Origin of the sequence: Arthrobacter sp. AG367, assembly GCF_007828995.1 — a bacterium.
GTDB lineage: Bacteria > Actinomycetota > Actinomycetes > Actinomycetales > Micrococcaceae > Arthrobacter.
Genome location: NZ_VIVE01000008.1, coordinates 146,791 through 163,881 on the forward strand (window position 1 = coordinate 146,791; position 17,091 = coordinate 163,881).

The following is a 17,091-nucleotide window of genomic DNA, read 5'->3' on the forward strand; positions in this document are numbered from 1 at the left end:
ACCCGCCGTCGGACGCTTTCCATGTGTCACCGGACAGGGCGCCGGGACGCCGTATGGTCAGGGTTCCAGCGGTGGGCCGGGCTTCTGCGCAGCCACGTGTTCCCGCGCGGGCGCGTCATGGATTGTGACGAGGCCGGACACAGCTGCCCGCCCCAGCGCCGCGCAGCACCCCGTCCACAGGACCATGCCCCGCATCGCGGACCAGTGGCTGCCTGTGATGAACATGAGCGTAAGCATCCCGGTTGCCAGCCCTGCCACGCCGACGGCCAGGACGTGCAGCAGCTGGTTGCGGACGGTCCGCATGCAAATCCCGGCAGCCAGCGCCAGGGGCATTCCCAGAAGCAGTGCGGCGAGCGTTCCGTAGAGATAGCCGGGGAAGCCCAGGGGGAACCCGAAGACCAGGACCGTAAGGCCCGCGCCGGGAAGGAACGCGCCAGGACCGAAGGTGACGCGGAGCGGGCGGCTCATTCCCGGCCCTTGGCGATCTGCAGCAGTGCCCGGCCCAGCTCCGGCTGGCTGTAGACGAAGCCCGCGTCGAGGAGTTTCTGCGGCTGGACCCACCTGCTTTTGAGCACAAGCTCGGTTTCGGTGCGGATCAGGACGGCCCCTGCACGGAGGAGCCACGCAGGGGTGGGGAGCCCGAAGCGGGCGCCGTAGGCGCGCCGCACCAGGCGCATCATTTCCCGGTTGCTCACCACGTCCGGCGACGCCACATTAACGGGTCCGGTGACGTCGGTCCGCATATGCAGGAAGCGGATGCTGCGGTACAGGTCCTCCACGTGGATCCAGCTGAACTTCTGCCTGCCGTCGCCCATGTGGCCGCCCAGGCCCAGCCGCGCCAGGTTGGCGAACGGCGCCAGCGCGCCGCCGCCGCGGCCCAGCACGATGGCGATCCGCAGCGGGATCTTCCGGGTGGCCGGCGTGGTGGCCGCCGCGAGGGCGGCCTCCCACGCTTTGGCCACGTCCACGGAGAACCCGGAGCCAAGCTCGCCGTCGGTTTCAGGCTGGGGGCGGTCCCTGGCATCGCGGTAGATGGTGCCGGTGCTGGCATTCAACCAGGTCGACGGCGGCTCCGGGCATTGTGCGATGGCACGCCCGAGCGCCTGGGTGGTGGCCACGCGCGAGTCCATGATGATCGCCTTGTTCCGCCGGTTGTAGCGGCAGGAGACGGACCGTCCGGCGAGGTTCACCACCAGCCCGGCGCCGTTGAGCACCCGCACCATGCCGGCGTCGTCATCCCATCCGGCTGCGGCGCTGCCCGTTCCCTTGCGTCCAATGGTGCGCACGGTCCATCCGTCTTCCTGGAAGCGCCGGCGAAGGTACGTGCCGATGAAGCCGGAAGCCCCCGCCACCACAACTGTCTTTGTGCAGCCCATCTTTTCCCCCAATGCTTCTTCTCTAATCGCGGATGCTGCGGCCCAGGTCCAGGACGTCGTCCAACACCTTGCTGACTCCCGGGATGCGGGCCAGAGCGAGACCGCGGGCAATGAGTGGGGCCGCGCCGTCCACCAGCCTCCTGGTCCGCCGCTGGCTCTCCGAGGCGTCATAGACCCAGAAGAGGGTGATGCCCATGTAGCAGAGCCACAGCAGCTCCGGCAGATCGGTCCGCAGTTTCTTCGGTACGCCGGGCCGGGCCCCATCCACAGTGCGCCTGAAGATGTCCAGGGAGGCCTCGCGCGCAGGCGTGGACCGTGCTGAGAAGGGGTTCACCGGTGATGTTGGCCGGATTGCGGTGGCAACGAAGTCCGCACCGAACCGGTGGTAGGGGGCCATGACGTCAAGGCCGGCATGCAGCGTGGCCTTCAGGCGCTCAGTCAGGGAAGCGGTCCCGTCCAACGCTTCCGAGGCCCGCGCCGCGTGCTCTGCCTGCACCTGGATGTACAGCTCGTGGACCAGGTCATCCTTGGACGCGAAGTAGTAATAGGCGTTGCCGACGGAGACGCCTGCCCCGGCGGCGATGGCGCGCATGGTGGTCTTCTCGAACCCGATATCTCGGAACATGCGCAGCGCCGTGTCCGCCACCAGCTGCCTGGTCTGTTCGCTCTTCGCTGCCATCGGCATCCCCATTCTTTGAACATGTCCAAAAGCAGTGTGCCACAAGAGTTGAACATGTTCAAAAAATGTCCGGGCTAATCAACCCTTCTCCTTGGGGAGCTTTGCCACGCGGCCCGGTGCGAGAATGGCACGAGTGCTAATACAACCGGCCGCCCAGTACGGCAGGCCGGCCAACCACTCCTGAACGGATCCCTCGATGACCTCCGCCCCCGGCCACAGTGCCCTGCCCCAAACCGTCCAACCCACTGCCGCAGGTCCCGCCGCCAGATTCGCGGACATCGGTTCGCCCTACTTCGGGATCATGCTGGCAGCCATGGCAGTGGTGCTGATCCTGTCAAACATCGGAGCGTCCAAGGGGGTGGCATTCGGCCCCATCGTCACCGACGGCGGCTTCTTCCTCTTCCCGCTGGCTTACATCCTCGGCGACGTGATCAGTGAGGTCTACGGCTTCAAGGTGGCCCGCAAAGCCATTTTCACCACATTTGCGCTGTCCGTCTTCGCTTCCCTCTGCTACTGGGTAGTCATTGCGCTGCCCGGATTCGACGACGAGTACGGTGCCGCCAAGCAGTCCGCCCTGGAAGGGGCGCTTGGCCCCGTGCCACAAATCGTCCTGGCCTCCCTGCTGGCATTCCTGGCGGGGCAGACCATCAATTCCTGGATCCTGGTCCGGATGAAGGCCCGCACCGGGGAGAAGTCCCTATGGGCGCGGCTCATGGGATCCTCGGGCGCCGGGGAGTTTGTGGACACGCTGATCTTCTGCAGCATCGCCGCACCCGTCATCGGCATCGCCGACCCCGGCAGCTTCGTGAACTACGTGCTGGTGGGTTTCGTCTACAAGACCGTGGTGGAGTTCCTCTTCGTCCCCGTGACCTCGCTGGTCATCAACTGGGTCAAGCGTCGCGAGCCCAGTTACGGCGTCGCGGGCCACGCCGCGGAAGCGGTGACAAACGCCGCATAGCTGCCGCCCGGCGTCGTACGTTCCAACTGCTGATCGCGTGGGATCGCCGGAAAGCTGCCGGATCGCCGGAAATTACCGGCGGCCTGGTCCCGTTCCGGCGATTTGGCGCTCCGGCCGGCGTGGCTAGGGCCGGAGCGCAGCAAGGACACGGGCTTTGAACTCATGTTCACGGAAAAGGTCGGCCCATGTCAGGCGAAGGAAGGTCCAGCCATTCTCGGTGAGGGCCTTCTCCCGCTGCCGCTCCTGAAACAGCACCTCAGCCGTTGGCCCATAGTCGAAGTACTTCGTTTTCCCGTCGAATTCGAGTGCCACCTTCTTATCCTTCCAGGCGAAATCCAGCCGGTACCGGCCAGCACGTGTTGCCACCAACACTTGAGGCTCCGGCAGGGGAAGTTTCAGCCGCGTCAGGAGTTCGCGGGTTAGTGTTTCACCAGCTGACTCCGAACGTGGATCTGCGTGGGTAAGGGCGCGCCGGAGGGTCCGGACCCCGCGGCGTCCCTCCAGGCCCTCGGCCATGCTTTCCAGGAGGGTTTTGTCGGCCCCAAGCCGGAGGGCGTGATCGGTGAGCACCAGGGCCTGCCGGTAACCCAGCATCATGGCGCAATCCACTACCGTCCGCTCCAGCGAGGTCGCTCTGAGGCCGCCGAGGGTTACCACCTCCGACGCTGTCCACGGCCGGGTATGGCCCCGGACATCCTTGCCGAGCCGCTCGCTGGAAGGGTTCCCCGGCAGCAGAAGGTGGATCGTGTCATCGACTGCCCACAAGTGCAGACCGTGCAGCCGGGCGGCAGAGGTATGGCTGTACACATAGCCGCCCGCAGACCTGGTCAGCGTCCCGTGCGCGTGGGCGCGAATCAACTGCTTGCTGCGGACGGGACTTGTCTGCTTCTCCCACAGCTCAGCGCGGATGTAGCAGCCGTGGCGAAGACGTACCAGCTTCCCGTGGAGGACCAATGCCTTGATGGCCCGGGAATTGAGGCCTCTCTCGTGCAACTGCCCCGTCCGCCACAGGTTGCCGGTGCTCGGAAGGGAGGGGAGGCGGACTGGCGGCTGGGGTGTCATCCCGACAGGATCCTGCCGCTGCGACAGCTCAGGAAGGCGCCGCCGTCGTCATGTGGAAAACCTGCCAGGCCCGTCCTGCCTCCCGGGATCGCCGGAACCCGTCCGGCTCGCCGCAACGTTCCGGCGATCCGGCAGCTTTCCGGCGAGTTCGACGGCGGCCGGCCGGGTCAGCCCTTCAGTGTCCCGTCCAGGAGGGCACGCAGCTCACGGAAATGGCGTTCGGTGGCATCAGGGTGGAAGGCCGACGTGTCCGCCATCGTGTACCCGTGGGGCGCCCCTTCATAGACGACGTTGGACGCCTCGAGCCCCGCAGCCTGGAGCGCCTTGCCCAGCCGGGCGACGGCGTCGGGAGCCATGCTCCGGTCATGGTCCGCGTGGCCGAACACGAACCGGGCCCGCGCCTTCCCGAGCCCAAGGTGCGGGCTGTCCGGCTCGTCAGTGGCCAGTCCGCCGGCGTGGAAGCCGCCGCAGGCAGCCACCACTTCAGGGTGGGAGGTGGCGGTGCGCACAGCCAGCCGGGCGCCCATGCAGTAGCCCACGGTGCCGATGGGGCCGGGGGTGACGCCGTCCAGTGCCGCCAGCGCCGAAATCCACGCGTCGATGTCCGGCAGCGCCTTGTCAGGAGTCAGGCGGCCAATCCGCGGGAAGGCGGCCCTGCCCGCCGCTTCCCGGCCTTGCTGGGTGGTCATGTCCGTGGCGGGGGCGAGTTCGGCGGCCGTTCCGTCCCGGTAGAAAACGTTGGGGGCCAGCACCACGTAGCCCCAGTCGGCGATGCGCTGGGCCATCTCCTGGATGCGGGGGCGCAGGCCGAAGGCGTCCATGTAAAGGATGACGCCGGGAAAAGGACCGGTTCCGGTGGACGGGCGGGCCACCAAGGCCTCTGCAGTACCTTCCGCGGCAGGGATATCAATGAGCATCCGGCCAGCCTAGCGGACGTGCCTAGGAGTAATACCGGCCCAGGGTTTCCGCCTTGAAATCGAAGAAGGTGCCGGACTCGATGGCCAGCCGGGCGTCATCCACCATCTTCACCACGAACCGCTCGTTGTGGATGGAGATCAGGGTGGCGGACAGCATCTCCTTGGCCTTGAACAGGTGGTGGATGTACGCCCGCGAGTAGTTGGCGCAGGCGTAGCAGTCGCAGCCTTCCTGCAGCGGCCCGAAATCGCGCTTGTACTTGGCGCCCGAGAGATTGAACCGGCCGTCCGGGGTGTAGAACGCGGAATTCCGGGCCACCCGGGTGGGGGAGACGCAGTCGAAGGTGTCGGCACCGTTTTCGATGGCCGTGAAAATGTCATCCGGCTCGGAGATCCCCAGCAGGTGGCGTGGCTTGTCCTCCGGCAGTTCCTCGTTGCACCACCGCACGATGGTGCCCAGGTTCTCCTTCTCCAACGCCCCGCCGATCCCGAACCCGTCGAACGGCATGGCACCCAGGTCCCGGCAGGCCTTCCGGCGAAGGTCCTCGTACTGGGCGCCCTGGATCACGCCGAACAGGGCCTGGTAGGGCTTGCCGGCCCGGGCCTCCGTGAGGCGGAAGTGCTCCTCGAGGCACCGCTCCGCCCATAGGCGCGTGCGCTCCAGCGACTCCTCCTGGTAGCCACGTGAGTTCTGCAGGGTGGTGAGCTCGTCGAACGCGAACATGATGTCCGCCCCGATCTGGTGCTGGACCTGCATGGAGATCTCGGGGGAGAACCGGTGGCGGTCCCCGTTGAGGTGGCTCTTGAACCAGACGCCATCGTCGTCGATATGGGCCAGGCGTTCCTTGCCGGGGGCCACGGCATCGTCCGGTCCGGGCGCGCCCGCGGCGGCCACAGTCTTCATGTCGATGACCTTCTTGAACCCGGAGCCCAGGCTCATCACCTGGAATCCGCCGGAGTCCGTGAAGGTGGGGCCCGGCCAGTTCATGAAGGCCCCCAGGCCGCCGGCCGCGTCCAGGATGTCCGGCCCCGGCTGCAGGTACAGGTGGTAGGCGTTGGCCAGCAGCGCCTGGGCGCCCAGGTCTGCCATGGATTCCGGCAGTACGGACTTTACCGTGGCTTTGGTCCCGACGGCGATGAACGCCGGCGTCTGGATTTCACCGTGCGGCGTGGTGATGGTGCCGGTGCGGCCCAGGAACTCCCCGCCGTTTTCAGCCGTCCGGGCGGCAGCCGGCGGACAGGTCTCCGCCAGGCGGGTGCCCACCGTGAAGGAAAACTGTGACCGGGTATCAGGCAGGGCAAAGGCGGGATCGGCAGGCACGGTACCAGTGTGCCAGCAATTGCCGCTGCCTCAATAAACCAGCCGGCGCCGTCAGCTGACCGGTTCCGAGTCCGGGTAGTTCCTGGAGCGCCACGAATCCCAGGCGGACCGGATGGCGTCAACCTTGCCGGCGCCCAGGTCGTAGGTGGAGGCGATGACCAGCGACCCTTCACCCTCTGCCCGGACGTCCTTGATGGCGGGATGGTCGGCCACCACCAGCAGCCCCTCGCCATGCTCTGCGTAGCCGTGCACGGTGAGTCCCACCTGGTGGCTGGTCCGGTACCAGACCTTGCCGCTGATTTCCTCTCCGGTATCCAAGGTGACCTGGTACGGCTCGCCCGGGGCAGGGAGGTCGGCCAGCCCCAGCTTCTCGATCGCGGAGCCCTTCCCCTCTGTCAGGTGCAGGAACAGGGTGTGCCGCTTGCCGTGCGGGTGGCGTTCCAGGGCAAAGCGGAGCTGCTGCAGGAAGGTCAGCCAGCCCTGGGTGATGTCCTCGTCCCAGGCAGCCCACTCGGAGTCGTGATCCATGGCCCCGCGGGTGACGCTGACCCGGGTTCCGCCGGCCACCGGGTGAAGCTCGAACGTGTCCCCGCCGTGGACGGTGAGGCTGGTATGGTCCGCGGATTCCTCCACGTCGCTGGAAAAGTAGATCTCCTTGATCTCGGACTCCAGGTCCTCGGCCTGCCAGCCGTGCCACTGGGCTACCTTGGACGGTTCACGCAGCATGGTCCAGACCTGCGGCGCGTCGGCGTTGATCACTACGCTGAGATTGTTGGTCATAGCCCCGAATGTACAACTCCGGCTACGCCCCGGGTAGGGGTAATTTCCCCCGCCCCGAAGCCGGTCCTGCGGTCAGGACCGGACAGCCTCCAGCTCATTGCTGATCCGGCGTTCCAGCTCGGGCATCCCGATGGTTTCCGAGCCGCCGTGGGCCCGCAGGAACAGCAGGCTTTCCAGCCGCAGCAACCGCCATTCACGCTCGGCATCGTGGTTGGAGTTGTCGATGGAGCGGAAGATTTCCTTGTCGTACAGGTTGGGTTCGTTGAGTGAGCGCTGCCGCACCTTGGCGGCCATGCGTGCCTTGAACGCATCCGTTTCCTGGTTTTCCGGGGTGCGGATCAGCTTCTCATAGACCTCGGCGCGTTCGTCCTGGCCGTCCTGCCGGCAGATGTAGCTGGCCAGGGCGAGGGAGGCCTCCACCGAGGTCCACCGGCCGGGGTTCCCGTCATAGGGCAGCACGGTGAGGAGGTCAGCCACGGCCAGAGCCCCGTCGGCATCCTTGAGCGTGATGAACAATTCGTGCGCCAGGTCGGTAAGGTCCTTCAGGCAGCTTCCGGACTTGAAGTTGACGCCCTTGGAGAGCCGGTCGGCCAGGAGCAGGACGCCCTCGGCATCCGGGTGGGCCTCGGCGGCGGCTTCCACCACGGACTCAGGGGTGCCGGCCGGAGCCGGGATGAGGGCGAGTTCCTCCTCGCTGGGTCCGGTCGCCGCGGGCGGTACCGGCGGCAGGGGAGGTACGACGACGGCGGGCGCCACGGTGATGGGCCCGGTCCCGGCGGTTTCCACCGGCGGTGTGGCTTCCGGGAGGTCAGCCGGCAGCGGCAGCTGGGTGACGTCGTCGTGCGTTCCGTCCACAACGGTGACGGTGGCACCTATGGCGACCCGCAGCGTCCCGCCGCCGGAGAGGCTTGCCAGCACCAGTGCCGGGGAGCCGAAATCGTCCCGCTCAAGCTCCACCTGGTCGATTTCGGCGGTGCGGTGGCCGTCCGGAAGGAGGATGTGGGTGCCGGTGGTCAGAGATCCAGCCTGCTGTTCACGGTGGTGCCTGGCGGCTGGTGATTCGGTCATGGGAGTCCTTAAGTTCTCTTGCGGTCCGCCCTACAGTCTACAAAGGCGGGCGCCTAAAACCGGGGACCCCCAGGTCCCGGCGCGGATGTCAGAAGCCCACACCTGCGAACGCCAGGGCCTGCCGGATGAGGCCGCCGCGGCCGCCCGCGAACTCCATCTGGACGCCAGGGCTGAGGACTTCCTCGGGGGTCATCCATGTCAGTTCCAGGGCGTCCTGGCGGGGTTCGCACTCGCCCGTGACCGGGATGATGTAGGCCAGGGACACGGCGTGTTGCCGCTCGTCGGTGAACCCCGTCTGGGACGGTGCCGGGAAGTATTCGGCCACCGTGAACGGCACGGGGCTGAGCGGCAGCTGCGGAAACGCCAGGGGGCCCAGGTCCTTCTCCATGTGCCGCAGCAGGGCGGCGCGGATGGTTTCGCGGTAGATGACCCGGCCGGAGACCAGGGACCGCACCATTGTCCCGTCGGCGTCGGCCTGCAGCAGCGTGCCCACCTCGTTGACGTACCCCAGCGGATCCAGCCTGACCGGCACGGCCTCCACGTACACCATGGGCAGCCGCCCGCGGGCCTCAAAGAGGTCTTCTTCAGAGAGCCAGCCGGGATTCGGGTCAGGTGTGCGCACGTTCATGGTTAAGTTCTACCCCATGGGGCGGTGCTGGGAGATCCAGAGCGTGGCGGGCGCGTTGGGGCTGCCCACGTCCGGATTGGCCACGTGAAGGGTGCTCCCAAAGGCTTCCTCGGTCAGACTGGCCGGGAAACCGGCACCGGCGAGGCGCTCCCGCAACGGTTCCAGCCCGCCGTCGTATTCGAAGCCCAGGCCTGAGCGCGGGGGCCCCGACGCCGGGCGCACCAGGAGGACGCCGCCGTTCTTGGCCGTGAAATCGGCGGTTTCGTCGTTGTCCGGCACCGGCCGGGGACGCGCGCCGGCGTGCAGCAGGGTGCGGATGGCTGACTCCGGGTCCGGGGTGTACCAGACGCCGGCGACGGCCAGTGCGGGATCGGCATCGGCGCACTGGGCGCCGTGGACGGCCTTGTCCGCCAGGAAGCTGAATCCGTCCGGCGCGGTGACCCGGCAGGCCTCACCGTGGTCCGTTGCGACGAGTTCGGCCGGCTGCGTTGGTTCCTCTTGCGTTCCGTCCGCCTGCGGTCCGCCCTCCTGGGCGGACAGGTTGGTGCGGCGGGCGAACTCCGCCACGTCGCCCACTTCCACCCCAAACACGGTGCGGCCGTCCTGGCCGGCCCCTGCCTCGGCGCCGTGCAAAGCCAGGCGGCCTGACGCGGAGTCGAAGACCTGCCACCCGCCGTCGTCCTCTGTCTGGACCATTCCCAGGGCGGTGAGGAACTGCTTCCAGGGCTCGATGCGGGACGTGAAGTGGACGGGACGGACTCGGAGCATGGCATTGTCCTTGATGCTGGTTGACGGGCGGCCGTGGGTGACGGCTGCTGTATGGCCATGATGCCACCGGAAGCGCCGGCGCACACAGGGCTTGTGGCCTGGGATTCTCCGGGCAGAATGGGGCCATGGCCGATGACCTCGAGGAACTGCTGGTACCTGACGCTGCCGCCTGGCGTGCATGGCTGGAAGAAAACCACAGGACCAGCCCGGGAGTGTGGCTGGTCCTGCACAAGAAGGGCGGCACGGTAACCGGCCTGGACTACCCGGCGGCGCTGGACGAGGCACTCTGCTTTGGCTGGATCGACGGGCAGCTGCGGCGCCGGGATGATGAAAGCTCCTTCCAGCGGATGACGCCGCGGCGTCCGCGGAGCGTCTGGTCCGCCCGGAACGTGGGGCACGTTGCGCGCCTGGAAGAGGAGGGGAAAATGACCGACGCCGGCAGGGCGGCGGTGGAGGCGGCCAAGGCGGACGGCCGCTGGGACGCAGCGTACGGCGGGCAGGCCGACGTGAAGGTTCCGGCAGACCTGGCTGCCGCGATTGCCGCGAACCCCGAGGCCCAGGCGATGTTCGACGTCCTCACTAAAACCAACCTGTTCGCCCTGGTGTACAGGACCAATTCGGCCAAGCAGGCAGCCACCCGGGAACGCCGGATCGCGGGGTTCGTGGAGATGCTGGCCCGGGGCGAAACCCCGTTTCCGCAGAAGAAGCGCCCTGCCGGCCAGGACCGGCAATAGTTCATGACGCTCCGGGATTCGGTTCCCGGGCGCCGGGCCGGTAAAATTGACGGTTCACTTGCGCTGGTGCCGTTCCCCGAACCCGGGGGACGGCACTTGTGCGTTCAGCGACGGATTGACACGACATGCCATCCACCTTTTTCAGAACCGCGTTTGCAGCCCTTCGGCGGCGGCCCCTCCTGTGGTCCGTGGTGGCCGCGGTTGCAGCACTGGCCCTGGCCGGTTCGCTGGTGCTCGTGGGAAATGCCCAGCGTGACGACAGCCGGCCGGCCGGGCAGCCCACGGCCGCACCCACGGAATCTTCTCCGGCTGCAGATCCCGGCTACCGCCCCGCCTACCACCTCAGCCCGGACCAGCGCTGGATGAACGATCCCCAGCGGCCCTTCCTGCTGGACGGCGTCTGGCACTATTACTACCTCTACAACGCTGACTACCCGGACGGAAACGGCACCGAGTGGTTCCACGCCACCAGCACGGACCTGGTGCACTGGAAGAACGAGGGCGTGGCCATCCAGAAGTTCCGCAATGGCCTGGGCGACATCGAGACCGGATCCGCGGTGGTGGACACCGAGGGGACGGCCGGGTTCGGCAAGGGGGCGGTGGTCGCCGTCCTCACCCAGCAGCACGACGGCGTCCAGCGCCAGTCCCTGTTCTACTCCACGGACAAGGGCTACAGCTTCCAAAGCTACGGGCAAAACCCCGTGATGGAGAACCCCGGCGCCGAGCACTGGCGGGATCCGCGCATCGTCCGGGACGACGCCAACAACCAGTGGCTGATGCTGCTTGCCGAGGGTTCCAAGATCGGCTTCTACACCTCGAAGGACCTGTTGCAATGGACCTATGTGTCGGGTTTCCAGAAGGACGGGCTGGGCATCCTGGAGTGCCCGGACTTCTTCCAGTTGGATATCGACGGCGACCCCGCCAAGCGCACCTGGGTCCTGGCGGCGAGCGCCAACGGCTCCGCCGAGGGCCGCAGCACGGGGCTGGCCTACTGGACCGGCGGCTTTGACGGCAAGGCCTTCACCCCCGAGGGCAGCCATCAGTGGCTCGACGGCGGCCCGGACTTCTACGCGGCCGTCACCTGGGAGGATCCGCGCCTGGACGACGGCCGGCGGAAGGCCTCCCGGCACGCCATCGGCTGGATGAACAACTGGGCCTACGCCCGGCAGCTGCCCACAAAGGACTGGCAGGGGGCCGCCTCGGTGGTGCGGGACATCAGCCTCACCTCCGAGGGCGGCCGCCCGGTGCTGGCGTCATCGCCCACCGCCGGGCTCCGGTCGCTGGAGGGGGACCCGGCGCACCTGCAGGCCGGCAGCATCGGGGACGGGCAGCCGCTGCCGGTTCCCGAGGGCGGCGCCTTCAAGGTCGACGTCGAACTGGAGAAACCCGGGAACGGGACCGGTGAAGCCCGGCTGCTCCTGCAAAGCGGCGGGAGCACCTACGCCACCATTGGCTACGACTTCACTGCCGGGCGGGCCTATGTGGCCCGCGACGGTGACACGGTGGCAGGCGGCCAACGGAAGGCCGCCGACCCGGCAGCCGACACCGAGTACCGGCAGCCGCGTTCCGTCCAGGTCCGGCCCACGGGGGACACGGTGCACCTCACGGCATACGTGGACCGCTCATCGATCGAGGTCTTCGTCGGCGGGCAGTCCCTGACCTCCCTGGTGTTTCCGCCCGCGGGCCCCAGGGAGGCCCGCCTGGCGGCCGACGGCGGGGTGCTGCTTGGGGCCGGCACCGTCACGCCCCTGGCCGGCATCCGTTAGCCAGCGGTTGGCGCGCTGCCGTCGGGACTTGCCGCGGTGACTGCCGCGGCAACGGCCGCGGCAGCCTCCAGCGTCATCCACGCCTGCAGCTGCGTGGAAAGCTCGACGGCGGCGCCCGGGGGATACGCCTCAGCGGCCGGGTGGGCGGCATGGATGGAGAAGATGCTGGTGCCTTCAAGCCGTGCCCTGGCCTCCCCGGCGCCGACGGAGCGCCGGCCGGACCAGAACGCCTCCGCGGTGTCCGTCACCAGCCGGGCAGCCGTGGCACGGGTGGCTGCGGGCAGCCGGGTGTCGGCTGCCGCGAGCGCCAGGTAGCGGCAGAGGATCCCGGTGAAGAGGCCGCCGTCGCCCGTTCCTTCGCACCGGAGCACTGGGCTGTCCACGGCCGTGAGCTTCATGTTTACCGCGTCCACCAGGGCTGCCGCCCGGGCGAGGTTGGCGTCGCCGCCCAGTTCCAGGAAGGCCCCCAGCACGGGACCCTGGTTGTAGGTGTACACGGCGCGTTCCACCACCACGCCGCCGGCGGGGTCCGGGCGCACACCGTCCAGGTACAGGCCCTGGTCCAGGTCGAAGAGGGTGGCGTCCAGCCAGTCCAGCAGCGCCTGCGCCTTGCCGCGCTGCCCGGTGCGGGCGTAGAACAACGCCACGGGGGCCGTGGCAGGGGTGTTCTTGAAGTCCCGCTTCTTGCTCCAGAACGTGCCGCCGCCCAGGTCATCGGTGCATGCGGCGTCGAACTGCAGCGTCAGCGATGCGCGGACCGTGGCGTTGCGGCGGCGGCCGGGGCGCCGTGTCTCCTCAGCCAGCCCGTCCAGCCTCAGCGTTGCCAGCGCCAGCCACGCCATGTCGTCGTAGTAGCTGTTCACGAAGGTCAGGGCGTTGCGCAGCCTGATGCCGGTGACCAGGCGCGAGGCCAGGCGTCCGGCGCTGGGCCGGTCCGGGCCGTTGAACCGGGCCGCGGGGGTGGCTCCGCCGCCCAGCTCCCGCCGGCCGGTATCCACCAGGCAGTCCACGTAATGGGCCTGCCACCAGTAGTGCCACGGGAGGACCAGGCCCGCGGCCGGCCGGACGCGCCGGAGCGCCGCGAGCCACCGTCCCAGCCGCCGGCCGCCGGGCTCCTGTCCCTGCCCTGCCGCAGGCTGGTCCTGCTCCGCCGCAGGCTGGTCCTGCCCCGCCGGGTGCTTGCCCTGCCACAGCACGGCGCCCAGGTGGGTTCCGGGCAGCAACAGCAGTTTCCGGCCGAACAGCGCGGTCACCGACCGGGCCGCGTGGTTCGCCCTGTCCTGCCAGGCGGTCAAGGAGGTGCTGCTGGAGGTCATGCCGTCCACCCTAACGGGGCACACGCAGCCCGGGCGCGTGCGGCGGTGGCGCATTTCAGTTAACATTCATTAACTGTTGCTCGAGGCCGCGCCGCGGCATGGGGACACGCATCAAGGAGGATGTATGGACATCAAGGGCTGCGTCGCACTGGTGACAGGCGGTGCCTCCGGGCTGGGAGCTGCCACGGCGCGGAGGTTGTTCGACGGCGGGGCCTCCGTAGTGCTCGTTGACCTCCCGTCCTCCAACGGGCAGGCAGCCGCGGACGAACTCAACGGCCGGGCCGAAGCCGGCCAGTCCGCCGTCTTCGCCCCCGCTGACGTGACCAGCGAGGCGGACGTGCGGGCCGCCGTCGGGACCGCCGCAGGGATGGGGCCGCTCCGGATCGTGGTGAACTGCGCCGGGATCGCCACCCCCGGAAAGGTCCTGGGACGCGACGGCGTGCTGCCGCTGGAAACGTTCAGCCGTGTCATCCAGGTGAACCTGATCGGCACCTTCAACGTCCTGCGGCTGGCGGCCGAGGCGATGGTGGCCACCGAGCCCGCCGTCACCGCGCTGGGCGGCCCGGAGCGCGGCGTCATCATCAACACCGCCTCCGTGGCGGCCTTTGAAGGGCAGATCGGCCAGCCTGCATATTCCGCGTCCAAGGGGGCGGTGGCCGCCATGACGCTGCCCATCGCGCGGGAGCTGGCGCGCTCGCTGGTCCGCGTGGTCACCATTGCGCCGGGAATCTTCGAGACCCCCATGATGGCCGGCCTGCCCCGGGAGGCCCAGGACTCGCTGGGCGCCCAGGTTCCGCACCCGTCCCGGCTGGGCAAGCCGGCGGAGTACGCCAACCTGGTGGCGCACATCGTGGACAACGCCATGCTGAACGGCGAAACCATCCGCCTTGACGGTGCCATCCGGATGGGGCCGAAATGAGCGCGCCTGACGTGTCACAGCTGCCCGCGGCGGACTTCTTCGCCGTCGAATCCCTGCTGGGCCAGGCCGAGAGGAACAAGCTGGCCGAGCTGCGGGACTTTCTGGCCGCCGAGGTGGCGCCGTACGCCGGGGACTGGTGGAACAAGGCCGAGTTCCCCGCCCACATCCTGCCCAAGCTGGCTGCGCTGGAACTGAGCACGCCCGCCCACCGCGGCTACAGCCACCTGTTCGCCGGGCTGGTCATTGCGGAGATGACCCGGGTGGACACCTCCATCGCCACCTTCTTCCTGGTCCACCACGATCTCTTCGTTGAGTCCCTGCACACCTTCGGCAGCGAGGACCAGAAGCAGCGGCTGCTGGCTGACGCCTCGGAGCTGCGCACCACGGGCGCCTTCGCCCTCACCGAACCCCTGCACGGGTCCGACGTGGCGGGCGGCATGGAGACGCGGGCACGGCGGATATCGTCCAGCACCGGGGAACCGGACGACGGCGGCGACACCTGGGTGCTCAACGGCGCCAAGCGGTGGATCGGCAACGGGACATTCTGCGACTACATGCTGGTGTGGGCACGGGACGAGGGGGACGGTTCCGTGCGGGGCTTCGTCGTGGACGCCACCCTGCCGGGGGTCAGCCGGAGCAGGATCGAGAACAAGATCGCGCTGCGCACTGTCCAGAACGCGGACATCGTGTTCCGGGACGTCCGGGTACCGGAGGCGGACCGCTTCAGCGGGATCAACAGCTTCGAGGACACCAAGGAACTGCTGCGCAGCTCGCGGATCATGGTGGCCTGGCAGACGGTGGGCCAGCAGCTGGCGGCGTTCGACGTCGCCCGGCAGTACGCCGTGGAACGCGAGCAGTTCGGCCGCCCGCTGGCACACTTCCAGCTGATCCAGCAGCAGCTGGTGACCATGCTGGGCAACGCCGTGGCCAGCATGGCCATGATGGCCGGAATCGCCAGGCTGCAGGACCAGGGTGCTGCCGACATGCCGCAGGTGGCGCTGGCCAAGTCCTACCTGAGTGCCAGGATGCGGGAAACCGTGGCGCTGGGCCGTTCCATCCTGGGCGGAAACGGCATCGTCACCGATTACCGGATGGCCAAGATCTTCGCCGACGCCGAGGCCATCTACACCTACGAGGGATCGTTCGAGGTGAACACCCTGATCGTGGGCCGGGCCATCACCGGGATCTCCGCCATCTCCTAGGCAAGGTACGGCTGCTTCTCGCCTGCCTCCACCCGGATGTCCAGGCTGTTGTTCCTCACCGGCATGGGGCAGGTGCCGTAGGGCGTGAAGGCGCTGGGGTAGTTGATGGCCCGGTTGAAGTCCAGCACCACGGTCGCCCTGCCCGAGGCATCGTGCCGGGGCCTGGGCATGGAGAGTTTCCGCCATTCGTCAGTGGTGTCGCCGTTGGTCTCGTCATGGAACGTGACGGTCAGGGCGCCGAGCTTCTCTTCCTCCGCCTGGAGCCGGAACTCATGGTTGCTGCCGGGCAGCCTGAACACCACTTCCCCCACGCTGCGGTGCACGCCGTCCACCAGGGGGTTCGCGGTGCTGATCGGCACGTCCACCGGGGCCGGGTAGGGCTCAAACCGGCCCGCCACCTCCCAGTCCGGGTTGTACGGGTAGGTGGGGACGCCGTCAAACCCGGTGAAGGCCGGAGATGCAGAGTCCCGGGTGCGGATGGCGTACCGCCCGCCGCGCATGGCCAGTTCCACCACCACCTGGTCCCCATTGGGGCCGCCGAACTGCACCCACATCAGCGACTCCTCGTCCGCCAGGACGGCGGACACCGTGCCGTCCACCTTTTCCCCCGTCCCCACCAGCGTGAGCCCGTCCGGCGGAGCAGCGGTGAGGAACGCCGCGGTGCCTCCGGGGTCCGTGGACCACAGGCCCGGGGCCAGGTCGACGGCGGCGGGGGCGTCTTCGAGCCACTGGAACGAGGTGAGGGTGAGCCAGCCGTGCGGCGCTGCCAGGGCTTTGTCCCGGTTGGTGCGGAAGCGCTGCCAGCGCTCGACCTTGGCGGCGGGAATGGCGGCGGGGGCGTTAGCGGGGGTGGCTGGGGTGGTGGCCATGGTTCCTTCCGGTTGCGTTGCCCCCGCTACAACCGCAGGCATGGACGGTTCATTCCGCCGGACGGACGCCGGCAACCCGCTGGGCATCCCGGATTCCAGCTGCACGGTGGTCCGCCGGGGTTGAATGGAGGGGTGGACATCCTTGCCGGAGTGAATCGGGAGTGGCTGGCGGCGCTTACCTGGCTGGCGGCCATGGTTGCCGGCGCCATGGTGCTGGCATGGCGACGCAGGCGGGCCGACCTCGCCGCGCTCGCCGCCGTCGTCGTCTTCATGGCAGCCAATGTTGGCGCCGGCATCTACGTCCTGAACCACCTGGCGGACGGGCGCTGGGGCGGGGACGCGCAAGCCAAGCTCGTTCCGCCGCCGCTTTCCGGGACCCCGGTGGTGGGCCGGTTCCTGGAGCCGCTTGATGGGGCCCTGGCGGGCATGGCCGGCGGGGTCAACGACTTCATCGACTTCCGCGCTGCGCTGCCTGTGGCCCTGGACTTCTTCGCAGCCGCCGGCTGGGCCCTGGCCGTTTCGGTGCCGGTGGGGCTGGCGGCCGCCGCCGTTCAGGCGGGGAGGGCCCGCCGTCGTAAGGCTGACGATGCCGCCTGGCGCAGCGAGGTGGAGCAGCTCCGCGTGGAACTGGACGCCGTGAAGCGCCATGTGGGGTACCGCGACATCTTTGAGACGGATTCCACTGCTGCACCGCACCGGGGGTAGCATCTTTAGCTAGTAACGTGGCTCAC

Annotated in this window: 18 protein-coding genes; 6 read left to right on the forward strand and 12 right to left on the reverse strand. The window is 68.5% G+C overall.

The features are described 5' to 3' along the window. Positions 1-57 precede the first annotated feature (57 nt). Genes FB478_RS18005 through FB478_RS18015 form a run of 3 tightly spaced genes read right to left on the reverse strand, consistent with a single transcriptional unit; the run spans position 58 to position 2,055 of the window. Positions 58-468, reverse strand: a complete 411-nt coding sequence (locus FB478_RS18005) for a hypothetical protein (RefSeq protein ID WP_144601228.1) — start codon at positions 466-468, stop codon at positions 58-60. Next, positions 465-1,376: a TIGR01777 family oxidoreductase gene (locus FB478_RS18010; protein WP_144601229.1), complete on the reverse strand. Its 912-nt coding sequence runs from the start codon at positions 1,374-1,376 to the stop codon at positions 465-467. The genes FB478_RS18005 and FB478_RS18010 overlap by 4 nt, the downstream gene beginning before the upstream one ends. 22 nt (positions 1,377-1,398) lie before the next feature. After that, positions 1,399-2,055 carry a TetR/AcrR family transcriptional regulator gene (locus FB478_RS18015; protein ID WP_018770820.1) on the reverse strand — a complete coding sequence of 219 codons (657 nt, stop codon included), beginning with the start codon at positions 2,053-2,055 and terminating at the stop codon, positions 1,399-1,401. A gap of 196 nt (positions 2,056-2,251) precedes the next feature. On the opposite strand from FB478_RS18015, the gene FB478_RS18020 reads away from it, so the two are divergent. Then, on the forward strand, positions 2,252-3,013 hold the full coding sequence (locus tag FB478_RS18020) for a queuosine precursor transporter (RefSeq protein WP_018770821.1): 762 nt from the start codon (positions 2,252-2,254) through the stop codon (positions 3,011-3,013). A gap of 123 nt (positions 3,014-3,136) precedes the next feature. On the opposite strand, the gene FB478_RS18025 is transcribed toward FB478_RS18020, so the two are convergent. The 7 genes from FB478_RS18025 to FB478_RS18055 all read right to left on the reverse strand — a co-directional run bounded on the left by FB478_RS18025 (position 3,137) and on the right by FB478_RS18055 (position 9,554). Beyond that, positions 3,137-4,075: a type IV toxin-antitoxin system AbiEi family antitoxin domain-containing protein gene (locus tag FB478_RS18025; RefSeq protein ID WP_056392174.1), complete on the reverse strand. Its 939-nt coding sequence runs from the start codon at positions 4,073-4,075 to the stop codon at positions 3,137-3,139. A 167-nt stretch (positions 4,076-4,242) separates the two neighbouring features. Continuing rightward, complete coding sequence (locus tag FB478_RS18030) at positions 4,243-4,992, reverse strand: dienelactone hydrolase family protein (RefSeq protein ID WP_056392172.1); 750 nt, start codon at positions 4,990-4,992, stop codon at positions 4,243-4,245. Between the two features lie 22 nt (positions 4,993-5,014). Continuing rightward, entirely contained in the window at positions 5,015-6,310 is a 1,296-nt protein-coding gene (gene tgt / locus FB478_RS18035; RefSeq protein WP_056392170.1) for a tRNA guanosine(34) transglycosylase Tgt, read from the reverse strand. Between the two features lie 51 nt (positions 6,311-6,361). Then, positions 6,362-7,090: an SRPBCC domain-containing protein gene (locus FB478_RS18040; RefSeq protein ID WP_056392168.1), complete on the reverse strand. Its 729-nt coding sequence runs from the start codon at positions 7,088-7,090 to the stop codon at positions 6,362-6,364. Between the two features lie 72 nt (positions 7,091-7,162). Continuing rightward, positions 7,163-8,158 (reverse strand): DUF6707 family protein, encoded by a 996-nt coding sequence (locus FB478_RS18045; RefSeq protein ID WP_018770826.1) that lies wholly within the window; start codon positions 8,156-8,158, stop codon positions 7,163-7,165. Positions 8,159-8,246: 88 nt separating this feature from the next. Continuing rightward, on the reverse strand, positions 8,247-8,786 hold the full coding sequence (locus FB478_RS18050; protein WP_018770827.1) for an NUDIX hydrolase family protein: 540 nt from the start codon (positions 8,784-8,786) through the stop codon (positions 8,247-8,249). 9 nt (positions 8,787-8,795) lie between these two features. After that, entirely contained in the window at positions 8,796-9,554 is a 759-nt protein-coding gene (locus tag FB478_RS18055; protein ID WP_056392167.1) for a hypothetical protein, read from the reverse strand. 125 nt (positions 9,555-9,679) lie between these two features. On the opposite strand from FB478_RS18055, the gene FB478_RS18060 reads away from it, so the two are divergent. Continuing rightward, positions 9,680-10,288: a YdeI family protein gene (locus tag FB478_RS18060; RefSeq protein WP_056392165.1), complete on the forward strand. Its 609-nt coding sequence runs from the start codon at positions 9,680-9,682 to the stop codon at positions 10,286-10,288. A 125-nt stretch (positions 10,289-10,413) separates the two neighbouring features. Beyond that, a complete protein-coding gene (locus tag FB478_RS18065; RefSeq protein WP_144601230.1) occupies positions 10,414-12,054 on the forward strand; it encodes a glycoside hydrolase family 32 protein in 1,641 nt (546 codons plus the stop codon). On the opposite strand, the gene FB478_RS18070 is transcribed toward FB478_RS18065, so the two are convergent. Further along, positions 12,051-13,370 (reverse strand): glycoside hydrolase family 76 protein, encoded by a 1,320-nt coding sequence (locus FB478_RS18070; protein WP_144601231.1) that lies wholly within the window; start codon positions 13,368-13,370, stop codon positions 12,051-12,053. The two genes, FB478_RS18065 and FB478_RS18070, sit on opposite strands and share 4 nt — an antisense overlap. 124 nt (positions 13,371-13,494) lie before the next feature. Between FB478_RS18070 and FB478_RS18075 the strand changes: the two genes are divergently transcribed. Both FB478_RS18075 and FB478_RS18080 read left to right on the forward strand, forming a co-directional pair. Beyond that, positions 13,495-14,289, forward strand: coding sequence for an SDR family NAD(P)-dependent oxidoreductase (locus tag FB478_RS18075; RefSeq protein WP_018770832.1), 795 nt, complete (start codon positions 13,495-13,497; stop codon positions 14,287-14,289). After that, on the forward strand, positions 14,286-15,491 hold the full coding sequence (locus tag FB478_RS18080) for an acyl-CoA dehydrogenase family protein (protein WP_056392159.1): 1,206 nt from the start codon (positions 14,286-14,288) through the stop codon (positions 15,489-15,491). The genes FB478_RS18075 and FB478_RS18080 overlap by 4 nt, the downstream gene beginning before the upstream one ends. Here FB478_RS18080 and FB478_RS18085 read toward each other — a convergent pair. Next, positions 15,488-16,360 carry a DUF1684 domain-containing protein gene (locus FB478_RS18085; protein WP_144601232.1) on the reverse strand — a complete coding sequence of 291 codons (873 nt, stop codon included), beginning with the start codon at positions 16,358-16,360 and terminating at the stop codon, positions 15,488-15,490. The two genes, FB478_RS18080 and FB478_RS18085, sit on opposite strands and share 4 nt — an antisense overlap. A 132-nt stretch (positions 16,361-16,492) precedes the next feature. On the opposite strand from FB478_RS18085, the gene FB478_RS18090 reads away from it, so the two are divergent. Beyond that, positions 16,493-17,065 (forward strand): hypothetical protein, encoded by a 573-nt coding sequence (locus tag FB478_RS18090; protein ID WP_056392157.1) that lies wholly within the window; start codon positions 16,493-16,495, stop codon positions 17,063-17,065. Positions 17,066-17,091: the final 26 nt, after the last annotated feature.

What these genes read in the sequence shown, in the direction of transcription:
- FB478_RS18005 (WP_144601228.1), bottom strand. Translation starts at nt 468, where the DNA reads ATGAGCCGCCCGCTCCGCGTCACCTTCGGTCCTGGCGCGTTCCTTCCC.
- FB478_RS18010 (WP_144601229.1), bottom strand. Translation starts at nt 1,376, where the DNA reads ATGGGCTGCACAAAGACAGTTGTGGTGGCGGGGGCTTCCGGCTTCATC.
- FB478_RS18015 (WP_018770820.1), bottom strand. Translation starts at nt 2,055, where the DNA reads ATGGCAGCGAAGAGCGAACAGACCAGGCAGCTGGTGGCGGACACGGCG.
- FB478_RS18020 (WP_018770821.1), top strand. Translation starts at nt 2,252, where the DNA reads ATGACCTCCGCCCCCGGCCACAGTGCCCTGCCCCAAACCGTCCAACCC.
- FB478_RS18025 (WP_056392174.1), bottom strand. Translation starts at nt 4,075, where the DNA reads ATGACACCCCAGCCGCCAGTCCGCCTCCCCTCCCTTCCGAGCACCGGC.
- FB478_RS18030 (WP_056392172.1), bottom strand. Translation starts at nt 4,992, where the DNA reads ATGCTCATTGATATCCCTGCCGCGGAAGGTACTGCAGAGGCCTTGGTG.
- FB478_RS18040 (WP_056392168.1), bottom strand. Translation starts at nt 7,090, where the DNA reads ATGACCAACAATCTCAGCGTAGTGATCAACGCCGACGCGCCGCAGGTC.
- FB478_RS18045 (WP_018770826.1), bottom strand. Translation starts at nt 8,158, where the DNA reads ATGACCGAATCACCAGCCGCCAGGCACCACCGTGAACAGCAGGCTGGA.
- FB478_RS18050 (WP_018770827.1), bottom strand. Translation starts at nt 8,786, where the DNA reads ATGAACGTGCGCACACCTGACCCGAATCCCGGCTGGCTCTCTGAAGAA.
- FB478_RS18055 (WP_056392167.1), bottom strand. Translation starts at nt 9,554, where the DNA reads ATGCTCCGAGTCCGTCCCGTCCACTTCACGTCCCGCATCGAGCCCTGG.
- FB478_RS18060 (WP_056392165.1), top strand. Translation starts at nt 9,680, where the DNA reads ATGGCCGATGACCTCGAGGAACTGCTGGTACCTGACGCTGCCGCCTGG.
- FB478_RS18065 (WP_144601230.1), top strand. Translation starts at nt 10,414, where the DNA reads ATGCCATCCACCTTTTTCAGAACCGCGTTTGCAGCCCTTCGGCGGCGG.
- FB478_RS18070 (WP_144601231.1), bottom strand. Translation starts at nt 13,370, where the DNA reads ATGACCTCCAGCAGCACCTCCTTGACCGCCTGGCAGGACAGGGCGAAC.
- FB478_RS18075 (WP_018770832.1), top strand. Translation starts at nt 13,495, where the DNA reads ATGGACATCAAGGGCTGCGTCGCACTGGTGACAGGCGGTGCCTCCGGG.
- FB478_RS18080 (WP_056392159.1), top strand. Translation starts at nt 14,286, where the DNA reads ATGAGCGCGCCTGACGTGTCACAGCTGCCCGCGGCGGACTTCTTCGCC.
- FB478_RS18085 (WP_144601232.1), bottom strand. Translation starts at nt 16,360, where the DNA reads ATGGCCACCACCCCAGCCACCCCCGCTAACGCCCCCGCCGCCATTCCC.